At 67.4% G+C, this 12,763-nt stretch carries 11 protein-coding genes; 4 read left to right on the forward strand and 7 right to left on the reverse strand.

Annotated features, from left to right (window positions below; genetic code table 11):
- Positions 1-72: 72 nt before the first annotated feature.
- Together ACFTSF_RS05635 and ACFTSF_RS05640 are read right to left on the reverse strand one after the other, a co-directional pair.
- The gene (locus ACFTSF_RS05635) at positions 73-1,314 is read right to left on the reverse strand and encodes a neutral zinc metallopeptidase (protein ID WP_380152658.1); all 1,242 of its coding nucleotides are present in this window, start codon (positions 1,312-1,314) and stop codon (positions 73-75) included.
- Positions 1,315-1,340: 26 nt separating this feature from the next.
- A complete protein-coding gene (locus ACFTSF_RS05640) occupies positions 1,341-2,444 on the reverse strand; it encodes a neutral zinc metallopeptidase (protein ID WP_380152659.1) in 1,104 nt (367 codons plus the stop codon).
- Positions 2,445-2,544: 100 nt separating this feature from the next.
- On the opposite strand from ACFTSF_RS05640, the gene ACFTSF_RS05645 reads away from it, so the two are divergent.
- On the forward strand, positions 2,545-4,224 hold the full coding sequence (locus ACFTSF_RS05645) for a DUF2207 family protein (RefSeq protein WP_380152660.1): 1,680 nt from the start codon (positions 2,545-2,547) through the stop codon (positions 4,222-4,224).
- A 3-nt stretch (positions 4,225-4,227) separates the two neighbouring features.
- On the opposite strand, the gene ACFTSF_RS05650 is transcribed toward ACFTSF_RS05645, so the two are convergent.
- From ACFTSF_RS05650 to ACFTSF_RS05665, 4 genes are all read right to left on the reverse strand, one after another.
- The gene (locus tag ACFTSF_RS05650) at positions 4,228-5,514 is read right to left on the reverse strand and encodes a peptidase C39 family protein (protein WP_380152662.1); all 1,287 of its coding nucleotides are present in this window, start codon (positions 5,512-5,514) and stop codon (positions 4,228-4,230) included.
- Between the two features lie 80 nt (positions 5,515-5,594).
- Positions 5,595-6,149 (reverse strand): GNAT family N-acetyltransferase, encoded by a 555-nt coding sequence (locus ACFTSF_RS05655; protein ID WP_380152663.1) that lies wholly within the window; start codon positions 6,147-6,149, stop codon positions 5,595-5,597.
- A 30-nt stretch (positions 6,150-6,179) separates the two neighbouring features.
- On the reverse strand, positions 6,180-6,998 hold the full coding sequence (locus ACFTSF_RS05660; protein WP_380152664.1) for a lysozyme: 819 nt from the start codon (positions 6,996-6,998) through the stop codon (positions 6,180-6,182).
- 103 nt (positions 6,999-7,101) lie between these two features.
- Positions 7,102-8,289 carry a neutral zinc metallopeptidase gene (locus ACFTSF_RS05665; protein ID WP_380152665.1) on the reverse strand — a complete coding sequence of 396 codons (1,188 nt, stop codon included), beginning with the start codon at positions 8,287-8,289 and terminating at the stop codon, positions 7,102-7,104.
- A 67-nt stretch (positions 8,290-8,356) separates the two neighbouring features.
- Between ACFTSF_RS05665 and cysS the strand changes: the two genes are divergently transcribed.
- The 3 genes from cysS (at position 8,357) to ACFTSF_RS05680 (ending at position 11,449) form a co-directional block, all read left to right on the forward strand.
- Entirely contained in the window at positions 8,357-9,790 is a 1,434-nt protein-coding gene (cysS, locus tag ACFTSF_RS05670) for a cysteine--tRNA ligase (protein ID WP_380152667.1), read from the forward strand.
- 1 nt (position 9,791) lies between these two features.
- Positions 9,792-10,751 carry a 23S rRNA (guanosine(2251)-2'-O)-methyltransferase RlmB gene (rlmB, locus tag ACFTSF_RS05675; protein ID WP_344159674.1) on the forward strand — a complete coding sequence of 320 codons (960 nt, stop codon included), beginning with the start codon at positions 9,792-9,794 and terminating at the stop codon, positions 10,749-10,751.
- Positions 10,752-10,819: 68 nt separating this feature from the next.
- Positions 10,820-11,449, forward strand: a complete 630-nt coding sequence (locus ACFTSF_RS05680; RefSeq protein WP_380152668.1) for a nucleotidyltransferase domain-containing protein — start codon at positions 10,820-10,822, stop codon at positions 11,447-11,449.
- A gap of 383 nt (positions 11,450-11,832) precedes the next feature.
- On the opposite strand, the gene ACFTSF_RS05685 is transcribed toward ACFTSF_RS05680, so the two are convergent.
- On the reverse strand, positions 11,833-12,714 hold the full coding sequence (locus ACFTSF_RS05685; protein WP_344159680.1) for a S1 family peptidase: 882 nt from the start codon (positions 12,712-12,714) through the stop codon (positions 11,833-11,835).
- Positions 12,715-12,763 lie beyond the last annotated feature (49 nt).

Genomic DNA, 12,763 nt, shown 5'->3' on the forward strand with positions numbered 1-12,763 from the left:
CCCGGGTCATACTCTGCGTGATCCCGGGGCCGGACGCCAGCCACGGCGGCCCGTCGGTGAGCTACTGCACGTCTACTGCACCTTCTTGGGGGAGGCGACGTAGGTGTTGCACGAACTCGGGTTGCGGGTGTTGTAGCCGCGCAGGGCCCAGTACTTGTGGTTCGGGGCGTCGCCGTGGTCGTTGTTGTTGTCGGTCACGTGTCCGATCAGGTAGCGCCACTGGGCCGCGGACTGGCCGGAGATCGGGTAGCTGTTCCGGTTCGCGCCGATGAAGATGTCGCTGAAGCAGGACGCCTGCAGCTCGAGCCGGCGGCTGAGCTCCAGCTCCTTCGCGGTGGACGGCGCCTCGTACCGCATCCGGGAGTACGCCCGGAAGATCCCGGTCAGCTCCTGCACGTGGTGCCCGTACTCGTGGGCGAACTGGTGCAGCATCCACATCCGGGACCAGACCCGCGGGATGCTCTGGTTGTACTGGTTGTAGTGACCGACGTCCTCGGTCAGGTTCATGTAGATGGTCTCGGTGCTGGGGCAGTAGAACGGTGGGCCGGAGTCGTTCCAGCTGCCGCACGGGGTGTTGATGGTGCCGGTGAAGGTGCGCACATTCGGCGGACGGAACTTCGCACCGGACTTGGTGACCAGGGACGGCCACGAGCGGTTCAGGCAGTTCCACAGATTCTTGTAGTTGGCCGTGGCCCCGGCGTACGTCGACTGCCGTGCCTTCGACTCCTTGCAGTTGACCGACCGCATCGCGCCGGACTTGTAGAGCCGGTTCCGCGCCACGATGTCGAGGTCGGTCAGCACCACCACCGGCTTCTTGGGCCGAGTCGTCCGCGGCGCGGTCGGCTTCACGACCGGGCGGGTCGTGGTGGGCCGCGGCGGGGGCTTCGTGACCGACTGGGTGGTGGTCGGCGTCGGCTGGTCCACAGTCGGCGTGTACGACGGACTGCTGCCATAGGTCGACGAGTACGTCGGCTCCGGCTGGCTGCTGTACGGTCCGTCATCACTGCCGTTGTGCTTCAGCGCCGTCGAGACACCGACCAGTCCGACCACGCCGACGACGATCAGACCGACCACCGTCAGAGCGAGCTTGGCGCCGCCACCCTTCTTCCGCGGCGGCTTCGGTCCGCCGGGACCCGCGCCCCACCCGAACTGCGGCTGCCCGGGCGGCGGTCCGTACTGCGGAGCGCCGTACTGCGGAGGAGCGCCGTACTGTGGCTGTTGAGGCGCCCACGGCTGACCCGGTGGCGGGTACTGACCCTGCGGCGGCTGCTGGGGGTACTGGCCCGGCGGAGGGCCCCACTGGTTGCCTGACACCCGCTTGACGGTAGCGGAGTCCTGGCTCACCGCACCTTGGCAGGCCCCGCGCTGAAGGTGTTGCACTTGGACGGGTTGTGGGCGGCGAACCCACCCCGCGACCAGTAGCCGTGGCTCCCGGGTGTGCCGTGGTCGGCAGGGAACCGCGGGTCGACGTCACCGCTGTTGTTCACGATGTAGAGCCAGTTGCGGTAGGACTCGCCCTTGAGCGGGTAGGAGTTGCGGTTGGCGCCCAGGAACACGTTCGCCAGGCAGGACGCTTGCAGTTCCATCCGGCGGTTCATCTCCAGCCTGCGGGCACTGGTGGGCTGGTTGTAGCGGACCCGCTCATAGGCCGACATGAGTCCGGTCGACTCCTGCATGGCGTGCGCGTACTCGTGCGCCACGGTGTGGGTGGCCAAGGCGCGGGTGAAGCCTGGGTTGGTCTTCCAGTTCGCCACCTCGTTGCTGGCCCGCATGTAGACGCCGTGGCTGGATGAGCAGTAGAACGACAGCCCGCGATCGGAGTTGCCACAGGGGGACTGCACCTGGGTGTTGAAGACGATCAGTCGCGGCGCCTCGAAGCGTGCGCCGGATGCGCTCACCTGGCGCGGCCAGGCGCGGTTCAGGCAGTTCATCAAGGTCTTGTAGTAGGTAGCGGTCTGGCTGAGCGTCCGCATCCCGCCCTTGGACTCCTTGCAGTTCACCGACCGCATCGGACCGGACTTGTAGAGCCGGTGCGTGGCGACGTACTTCAGCGGGTCGGTCTGCGACAGCGGGCGCGGAGTGGTCTTGGTGGCCGTCGGCGCCGTGGTCGGCCGTGTGGTGGTTGCCACAGGCATCGAAGGGGTAGTCCGCTGCGGCGGAGTCCACCGCGTCGGTCCGGCCGGTGTGTTCGTTGCCACGTCCTCGTTACCGTTCTGGACGATCTTCACTGCGATCAGTACGCCGCCAGCCGCGATCACGGCCAGTAGTCCGAACACGAGGAAGGCCAGTCCACGCTTGCGTGGCGGCTTTTGCTGCGGCGGCATCGGCCCCCAGCCGTACTGCGGCGCGCCCGGCGGCGGACCGTAGTACTGCGGCTGCTGCGGCGGAGGCGCGTAGTACCCCTGGGGAGGAGGCGGCGGTCCCCACTGCTGGTTGCCTGACACGGGCTGAACGCTACTCAAGGTGCGGCTCACACTGGTGGTGGCCCGCGTCACGGTAGGGTGCCCGAGTCAACTGACCCTCTGATTACGGTGTGATAGGGCGATGCGTCTACGTCTGCTCGGGACTTCTCTGTGTGCACTCGGTCTTGCCGCCCTGACCGGCGTACCGGCCGGCGCGACAACCACCCATTCGACGGCCGATCCGGTCGTTTCCAGTTACTCGGCCCAGGTACGGATCGAGGAGGACGGCCTGCTCCGGGTCGCCGAGACCTGGAAGCTGAGCAATGTCACCGGCACCTTCAGCCGGTTCCTGCTCACCCGGCGGCACCTGGCCGATGACATCGATCACGTGCAGCAGATCGGCGACCTGAAGGTCAAGGCCGGCGGTGCGGACAAGAACGTCGAGCAGAAGGTCGAGGGTGACGTCACCTCGATCGCCGTGGGTGATCTGAGCGGTGACACCCAGCTGGACGTGAGCTACACGGTCAAGGGCGCGGTGGCGAAGACGCTGAACGGCACCGAGGTGCAGTTCGCTCCGCTGAGCGGTATCAACCTGACCATCCAGTCGGTGCACGTCGAGTACAGCGTCCCCGAGACCAGTCACATCGCCTGCTTCGTCGGTGCGATCGACAGCAACACCCCGTGCACGCTGGCGCAGCTCGCCGAGGTGGCCGGTCCGACGTTCGAGCAGGCGAGTCTGCCGCCGGGTAACACGGTCCGGATGACGGTCGGCTTCCCCGAGGGGGAGATCGCGGCCAACTCGATCGTCGAGTACCGCAAGACGTTTGCCCGCGCCTTCTCGACCGACACCGCCCAGCTGCTGACCGCGGTCGGCTTGCTGGTGCTGGGTGCGCTGGCACTGCTGGTCCTCTACCGCCTCCGCGGCCGCGACGAGGTCGACCCGCGACGCGTCGTACCGGCGTCGCTGTTCAGTCTCGGGCAGGAGGCGAAGATCGACTTCACGCCGCCGTCGGGTCTGCGGCCTGGTGAGGTCGGCACACTGATCGACGAGCGGATCGACCCGGTGGACGTGACCGCGTCCATCATCGACCTGGCCGTCCGCGGTCACATCACGATCATCGAGCTCGCGCACCAGAGCGAGTACGCGCGTCCGGACTGGGAGCTGCGCCGCGTGGCGAACGCCCCGGCCGAGGAGCTGCAGCGCTACGAGAACGTGCTGATCCGTGCGGTCTTTGGCGACTCCGACTCGGTGCTGGTCTCGGAGCTCGGCCGCCAGGTGCGCGCCAACCTCGCCCAGGTGCAGGACGCCCTGTACGACGGAGTGGTCAAGCGTGGCTGGTTCAACGAGCGCCCGGACCGCACCCGCTCGCTGTGGGCGACCATCGGGATCGGGACCACGGTTGCGGGCGTCGTACTGACTGTTGTGCTTGCGCTGTTGAGCAGCTGGGGTCTGGTCGGCCTGGCGGTCACCGCCGTCGGTGTCGGACTGCTGTTCATCGGCCGGCACATGCCCGCCAAGGCCCCGGCCGCTGGCAAGGTCCTCGGTCAGATCGCTGCGATCCGGGGCGAGCTGGCGGAGATGGACGTCAGCGAGCTGCCGACCGATCAGCACGCCGTACTGTGCTCCCGCGCTCTCCCGTACGCCGTCGTGCTCGGCGGCTCGGAGCGCTGGATCGACGCGCTGGTCGCGACCGACGACGACGCCGATGAGGACGAAGGCTTCGCTTGGTACCGCGGTCCGGCCGGCTGGCACCTGCAGAACCTGCCGGACTCCCTGCGCAACCTCACCACCAACCTCACCGGCGCTCTGTTCGCTCGCTAGCAATCACCAGTTGGCTTGCGGCTCATGCGGTGGGAGCGGCGTACCAGCTGGGTGGATGACGTAGACCAGGCCGCCGGAGTGCGGGACCCACGCGTTCTCGAAGGCGGCCCGGTCGTACGTCGTCCGCACCTGGTCGTTGCTGGCGATCAAGTGTGACGCCGGGTCGTTGACGACCACGTCGCCGTTCGGGGCGAAGCCGACGATCACCATCAGGTGGCCGTTGGTTCCGTAGCCGGCGCCGGGCAGATCGCCCTTCTTGAACGACAGTGAGGCGACCAGTGGGATCCCGGCCTTGATGAACTGCTCCGCCTCGGTCAGCGACCGCAGCCGGGTGACGAAACCGTCGACGCCCCGACTCCCGGCGTACGCGGTGTTGAACGGCCAGTTCCCAGCGCCGTCGTACGCGTAGTCGAAGACGTTGCGGGCCGAGTGGTCGACCTGCGGGTCGGGCTCGTCGCCCACCCAGTCGGTCTCGTCAGCTGTCGGCCCAGCGCCGTAGTAGTCGAGCACCATCGCGGTAGAGGTCGCCGAGCACCACGCCTCACCACCGTTGTCCCACTGCGGGTAGTGGCCGATATGCGTCTCCTGCGAGTACGGCGGTACGTCCAGTACGACGCCTTCCGCGCCACCAAGGGGGCTCACGGCAACCTTCGCGTCAGCGGGCAGTCGGGATGACACCGCCCCGACCGATCGGACGAGTGGCGCCTGCGTGGAACCGGTGAGCCGGTAGAGGGTCACCTTGAGCTGCCAGCGGTCCATCCACCGGTCCTTGGCGGCGACGAACGTGTCGACGGCCACGCGGCCGTTGGTGTCGCCCTGACTCGGTACCGAGGTGCGGTGGATGTCACCGGCCGCAGTGTCGTCGCCACCGGCCCAGCGACCGAGCACGTACCACTTGGTGGTCGCACCGAGGTTCGTCTTGGCCGCCATCGACACTTCGACCCAGGTGCCGGGCGGGGTGGCCGCGTTCCAGGAGGCGATCAGCTCGGTCACCCCGAAGCCAGTACTGACCTGTGGCGACACCCAACTGGCCTGGTCGTAGCTCTTGGCAGTCCCGTCGCCGAACGGATCGACGTACGACGTACTGCCGGTCGCCTGGCCGAAGGTCAGCGAACCGTCGGTGACTGTGGTGCCGGAGTGCGCACCGGCGAGGAAGTCGGCGTTCGACGTCCACGTGTGGAAGGTGATCTGTCGCGGTGGGGCTACCTTGACGGCCTCGCTCGGCAGCACTGCCGAGCTCAGCACGACCACACCGGTGAACAGGGCGGTGAGGGTACGGGGGGCGGTCATCTTTCGACGGTAGACCCGCTTGATGTCCCTGTCGCGGTGAACGCGTGCCGCGATCACCCAGCGAACCGGTTAATTTCTTACTAGCGTTTGATCCACTCGTCCTGGAGGATCGCGAAGACGGCCTCGTCGGTCCACTGGCCCTTGATGAACTCGTTCCGGACGAAGTGCGCTTCCTGACGCATTCCGAGCCGCTTCAGCAGGTTCGCCGAGCTCGTGTTGATCGCGTCGAGGCGGCCGATGATCCGGTGCATCCCGAGCTCTTCGAACCCGAGCCGCAGCAGTTCGACCGACGCCTCACCGGCGTACCCGTGGCCGTGGAACTCCGGGTGGAATACGAAGCCGATCTCGCCACAGCGGTGCTCGAAGTTGTAGACGAACAACGTCACCTCGCCGACGTGCTGGCCGGTCTCCCGCAGGATCACGGCGACCGTGAGCGCCTGGTCCGGGCCGTCCATCGGAACATCGGCCAGCCGGCCGGCGAGGGATTCCTTGACCTGCTCGGGCGTCTTCGCGTCGTACAGCAGGAAGCGGGCGACGTCCGGGTTGGACTGCAGCTTCAGCAGGTCGTCGTAGTCGGATTCAACGTAGCGGCGCAGAGTAAGACGGTCGGTCTCGATCGGCAACGTGTAAGTCACCTATCGAGGCTATGTGACCGTGCAACCCGTTTATCCGTTCGCAAGTGCGGTCAGGCGGGACATGTCTCCGTTGAACCGGTCCTGGTCGATCGGCGTGGAGCTGTACTGCCAGATGGTGTAGACAGGCCAGCCGCCCGGCAGAGTGCCCGGCGCCGAGGCGTAGCGGGCCACCCAGAGCGGATTGGTCGTGCGGAACGCAGTGCTGTTGCCGGTGCAACGGGTCCACCAGTCCAGGTTGGTGTAGATGACCGGGTCGCGGCCGGTGCGGGCCTTGTAGGTGTTCAGGAAGTCCCGGATCCAGCTCACCATGGCGGACTGGCTCAGCCCGTAACAGGTGGCGCCGTACGGGTTGTACTCGATGTCGAGCGCTCCCGGCAGCGTCTTGCCGTCGCGGGACCAGCCGCCGCCGTGGGCCAGGAAGTAGTTGGCCTGGTTGGCGCCGCTGGAGTCGTTGGGGGTGGCGAAGTGGTAGGCGCCGCGGATCATGCCGACGTTGTAGGAACCGTTGTACTGCTGGGCGAAGTACGGGTTCGTGTAGTAGTTGCCTTCGGTCGCCTTCACGTAGGCGAACCGCTTGCCGGCGTTCCACTGGGCCGACCAGTTGACGTTGCCCTGGTGACTGGACACGTCGATGCCCTCGACCGAGGCGGCCGGTGCCATCTCGGTCGGGGCGGCGCTGGTGCTGGTGTTCTGCAGCCAGCCGGCGTAGGCCTCGCCGGCGCGGTCGATGCCGTGCTGGCGCGCTTGCGGGGTGGGCTGGTGTGCTGCGGTGTTGCTGGCTTGGGCGGAGCCGATCGAGGCCAGGAGGAGGCCAAGAGTGACGGCGGCACCCGTGAGAACTGACTTCACGGTGAACCTCCACAGAGCGATGGGGGCGGTACAGAGCGCTCGGCAGAGGTTTACCCGGTCTTCGTAAGAATCAACCTTCTCGGATAGTGATCACCGTGAGTATCTACCGGACGTACTGCGACCCGGCGACGAACGTGTTGCAGAACCCGGGATTCCGGGTGTTGTAGCCACGGTCGGCCCAGTACGGCTGGATCTCCTTGCTGCCGTGGTCCCGGACGGTGTCGTACTCGTCGCCGGAGTTGTTGTTGATGTAGACGAGCTCCTTGCGGATCCCGCTGGTGATCATCGTCCTGCGGTTCGCGCCCAGGAAGACGTGCCCGAAGCAGGTCGCCTGGATCTCCATCCGCCGGTTCTGCTCGAGCGCCTTGTCACCGCTCTTCTGGTACTTGAGCCGGTGGCTGGCCGACAGGATCCCGGTGACCTTCTGCAGGTGGTGGCCGTACTCGTGGGCCGTGGTGTCCATCATTCCGGCGCGCACCCAGTTCCGGCCGGCCGGGAAGTTGGGGTACTTCTTCCAGTCGTCGACATCGGACTTGGCATCCATGTAGATCGTCCGGTTGGAGCCGCAGTAGAACGACCGCAGCGTCATGCTGCCGCAGGGGCTGTAGCCGGAGTACCAGTACGACGTCATCTTGACGCCCTGCCATTCCACACCGGACTTGCGGACCTGCGCCGGCCACGCCTTGTTCAGGCAGGCGATGACAGCGGCGTAGTACTTGCGGGCGTTCGGCTCGTTGACCGGGGCAAGGTTCGGGGCTCGGCAGTTCACCGACTTCTGTACGCCGGTCTTGTAGAACTTGTTCCGCGCGGTCAGGTCGAGGTCCGACGGAGGCGGCGGTGTCGTCTTCGTCGGCGTCGGCTGAGTCGCCCGCGGCTGAGTCGGCTGGGTCGCCGTCGGCCGGGTGGTCGACGGGTTCCACTTCGGCGCCGGGGTGGGCGTCGTGTAGGTGTACGTCGGCTGTGAGCTCGAGTAGTTGTTGCGGCGCTCCTGCTTCGCGTGCAGGGCGAACAGGTAGAGCGACACCACACCGGCGAACAGCAGCACGGCCGGCACGATGATGAACGGCGCCTTGCTCCTCTTCTTCTTCGGCGGCGGGAAGCCGTTCCCCCCGAACCCGAAACCCGGTCCCGGTGGCGGTCCGCCGTACGGCGGCTGTCCGGGCGGCGGGCCCATCGGCGGACCCTGCGGAGGTCCCCAGTACGGCGGCTGCTGCGGTGGGCCGTACTGCGCCGGCGGGCCGGGTTGACCGCCGTACTGCTGGGGCGGCGGGCCGTACTGCTGGTTCGACAAGGGTCCTCCTGAGGGGTGCTCCGGACATCTTGTCAAGGAGAAGTGCCATTTCCCGTACTCTTGACCGGTGACACTTCGCTTGTACGACACCGCGACGGCAACAGTGAGGGATTTCGTACCGGTCCATCCGGGCAAGGTCGGGATCTACCACTGTGGGCTGACGGTGCAGGGTGCCCCGCACGTCGGGCACATCTACAAGGAGGTCGTCTTCGACGTCCTGCGGCGCTGGTTCGAGCGCTCGGGCTACCAGGTCACCGTGATCGCCAACGTGACCGACATCGACGACAAGATCCTGGCCAAGTCGGCCGAACGCGGCGTCGAGTGGTGGGCACACGCCTACGAGTTCGAGCGGGAGCTGCACTGGGCGTACGACGTGCTCGGTTGCCGCCCGCCGACGTACGAGCCGCGCGCCACCGGGCACATCCCGGAGATGCTGGAGATGATCGACCAGCTGATCGAGGCCGGGCACGCGTACGTCGCTCCGGACGGCTCGGGTGACGTCTACTTCGACGTGAAGTCCTGGCCGTCGTACGGCGCGCTGTCGCACCAGAAGATCGCTGACATGGAAGCCGCCGAGGACGCGGATCCGCGCGGCAAGCGGGACCCGCGCGACTTCGCGCTCTGGAAGGGCTACACCGAGGGCACGCCGCGGACGGCGTCCTGGCCGACCCCGTGGGGCCGTGGTCGCCCGGGCTGGCACCTGGAGTGCTCGGCGATGGCCGGCAAGTACCTCGGCGAGGAGTTCGACATCCACGGCGGCGGGCTGGACCTGCGCTTCCCGCACCACGAGAACGAGCTGGCCCAGTCGACCGCGGTCGGGCAGAAGTTCGCCCGGACCTGGATGCACAACGCGCTCGTCACCACGGCCGGCGAGAAGATGTCGAAGTCGATGGGCAACAGCGCCGTCGTCCGGAACGTCGTCGAGCGGGTGCGCCCGATCGAGCTGCGCTACTACCTCGTGCAGTCGCACTATCGCTCGGTCGTCGAGTTCTCCTTCGAGGCGCTCGACGAGGCCGCGAAGAGCTTCCAGCGGGTCGACGGGTTCGTCGCCCGCGCGACCGAGGTCACCGGCGGGGTCGCCCCGTCGGCCGAACTGCCGGCGGATTTCAGCGCCGCGATGGACGACGATCTGGGTACGCCGGCCGCGGTCGCCGTACTGCACAACACCGTCCGCGACGGGAACAAGCTGGTCGCCGACGGCGACTCGGCCGCGTTGCGGGAAGCACTGGCGGCGGTTCGGGGCATGCTCGGCGTGCTCGGACTGGACCCGCTGGCCGAGCCGTGGGCGTCCCGTGCCGCGGCCGGAGACGAGCTCACCGAGGTCGTCGACGGGCTGGTGAAGGCACTGCTGGAGCAGCGCCAGGCCGCCCGGGCACGTAAGGACTACGCCGCGTCGGACGCGATCCGCGACCGGCTGAAGGCGCTCGGCGTCGTCGTCGAGGACACACCCCAGGGGTCGCGCTGGACGCTCGCGGCGCCGAACCCGACCGAAGGAATCTGAAGTGCCAGGCAGTAGCCGCCGTAAGGGCGCCATCCGGAAGAAGACAGGCAACCCGACGGCCGGGTCCGGCGGACGCGTCCGCCAGGGGCTGGAGGGCCGCGGCCCGACACCGAAGGCAGTCGACCGCACCAAGCACCCAGCCCACAAGCGGGCCAAGGCGAAGGAGCGTGCCGAGGAGCGTGAGGCCCGTCGCCGTCCGGTCCGCAAGGACACCGACGCCACCGTCGAGTGGGTCTACGGCCGCAACCCGGTCGTCGAGGCGCTGCGCGCCGGCGTACCGGCCGCTGCCCTGCACGTTGCCGAAGGCACCGAACGCGACGCCCGCCTGCGCGAGGCCCTCCTGATCGCCACCCAGCACGGCATCTCGATCCTCGAGGTCCCGCGCCCGGAGCTCGACCGCGTCACCGCTGGCGGTTCCCACCAGGGCCTCGCGATCCAGATCCCGCCGTACGAGTACGCGCACCCCGACGACCTCCTCGACCGCGCCTACAACGCCCACGAGGTCCCCCTGATCGTCGCCCTCGACGGCGTCACCGACCCCCGCAACCTTGGCGCCATCACCCGTTCCGCCGCCGCCTTCGGCGCTCACGGCGTAGTAGTCCCCGAACGTCGAGCCGCCCAGGTCTCCGCCTCAGCCTGGAAAACCTCCGCCGGCGCCGCCGCCCGCATCCCGGTAGCCCGAGCCACCAACCTCAACCGAGCCCTCAAGTCCTACAAGGACGCCGGCCTCCTGGTCATCGGCCTAGACATGGGCGGCGAAGTAGAACTCCCCGCCCTCGCAGCCGCCACCGAACCGATCGTCCTGGTAGTAGGTTCCGAAGGCAAAGGCCTGGCCCGCCTGGTCCGCGAAAACTGCGACCTCATCGTCTCCATCCCCATGACGTCCGCCACCGAATCCCTCAACGCCGGCATAGCCACCGGCGTAGCCCTCTACGAAATCTCCCGCCGCCGCGCAAGCTGAACCAACTCCGTCTATGCCCGATAAAGTGGGCATATGCCTGTTATAGTGGGCAATTGGAGGTGGTTGTGATGCGCTTCGTCGAGCCGGTATCGACAGTGGTGCCCGGTCTGCACGGTCAGGTGCTCGGTGTGCTCGCGCGCACCGAGCAACCCCTGACCGGCCGGGCCGTCGCCGGCCTGCTGCGAGTGCCCGGGAGTGCCAGTGGCGTGCAGAAGGTGCTGGACGATCTGGTCAGTAGCGGTGTGGTGATCGCCCAGCCGGCCGGTCGCGCCCGGCTCTACGTCCTCAACCGCGAGCACGTCGCCTACGAGGCAATCCACAGTCTGGCGCGCCTCCGCGACGTACTGCTCGATCGAATCCGTGCCGAGGTCAAGGCGTGGAAGGTGCCCGCGCAGGCGGTCTGGCTGTTCGGTTCCACCGCACGCGCCGAGGGCGACGTCGGCAGCGACCTCGACCTGCTGATCGTCCGCCCCGATGCCGTCGACGAGTCGGACCCCCGCTGGCTGGATCAACTGGAAGCACTCTCGGCCCACGCCACCGCCTGGTCCGGCAACTCCTGCGAAGTCGTCGAGTACAGCGCCACCGAAATCGCCGACCTGGTCGAACGCGGCGAGCGCCTAGCCGGCGAACTCCGCCGCGACGCCGTCCCCATCGCCGGCACCACCCCCCACCGAACCCTCACCCGAAAGGCCAGTTAGTGGCTCCCCTCGACGAAGCCCGAGCCCACCTGGCACCCGCAAAGCCGACAACCACGCCGAAGCCGTCGCAGAACTGAAGAACTCGGGCCCCACCGGCCGAGAAGCCAGTACGACGTTCTCACGCCTACTCAAACTGAAGTCCAAGTCGCAGTACCAATCAACCCCGGTCTCCGCCGCCGATGCCACCAAGAGCATCGACTGGGCCACCCGCCTTCTGGAAGCCGCCCAGTCTGCTGTGCCCGGCCGATGAAAGCCGACGGCCAGGTGGGCACCCACCTGGCCGCAGCTCTCTAATTTAAATCTTTGTCTTTGTTCTTAACTTATTTTGCTGTTCTTTTTGTTCTTGTCTTTTCTTTTGGTTCTGTGTTCTTGCTGTCTTGTCCTTAGTAGACGTGGACTCCGTAGCGGTTGAGGACCTCTACTACGGGCTGGAAGTAGGTGGTGCCGCCGGAGGTGCAGTTGCCGGAGCCGCCGGAGGTTAGGCCTAGGGCTACGGTGCCGGCGAAGAGGGCGCCACCGGAGTCGCCGCCTTGGGCGCAGACGTTGGTGCGGATGAGGCCGGTGACGGTGCCTTCGGCGTAGTTGACGGTGGCGTTGGTGCCGGTGACTGAGCCGGAGCGGAGGCCGGTGGTGCTGCCGGAGCGTTTGACGGCTTGGCCTACGGAGGCGTTGGCAGCCGACGTGATGTCTTGGGTGCTGCCGTTGTAGAGGTTCACGACGCCGGGGTGGTTCGTGTACGACGTGCTGTACTTGACGATGGCGTAGTCGTTGCCCGGGAAGCTGGAACCGGTGACGGTGCCGAGCAGCGTGGTCTTGGCGGAGTTGGCGTACCAGCTGGAGGCGATGTTGCCGCAGTGGCCGGCGGTGACGAAGTAGTAGGCGCCGGCGTTGTCCTGGACGTTGAAGCCGAGCGAGCAGCGGTACTGCCCGCCGTAGATGGCGTCGCCGCCGGCGATGTACTTGGTGAGTTTGCCGGGGATCTTCTCGAGGGTGACCGCGCTACCGAAGCGCTCGGTGACGCGGGTCAGTGCCGACAGCTTCGACGCGGTCACGGTGTCGTCGTACGACACGATGATGCGGCCGTCGGGGTTGGTCTGCCAGGCGGTGCCGGGGATCCGGGCGTCGCTGTTCAGCGCCGACGTGATCGCGGCCGGGGACGGTACGGCGGGTGCGGCCGAGGCTTGCCCGGTGGCGAGCAGTCCGGCGGCGGCGAGCCCGGCGGCGGCCAGGATCGCGGTGGTACGGCGGATGGGAGAAACGTTCACGGTTTCAGCCTCCTCACGATGAGGACGCGCTCGGGGCGGGTGCGTCCTT

This window comes from Kribbella sp. NPDC056951, assembly GCF_042674205.1.
Taxonomy (GTDB): Bacteria; Actinomycetota; Actinomycetes; order Propionibacteriales; family Kribbellaceae; genus Kribbella; species Kribbella yunnanensis.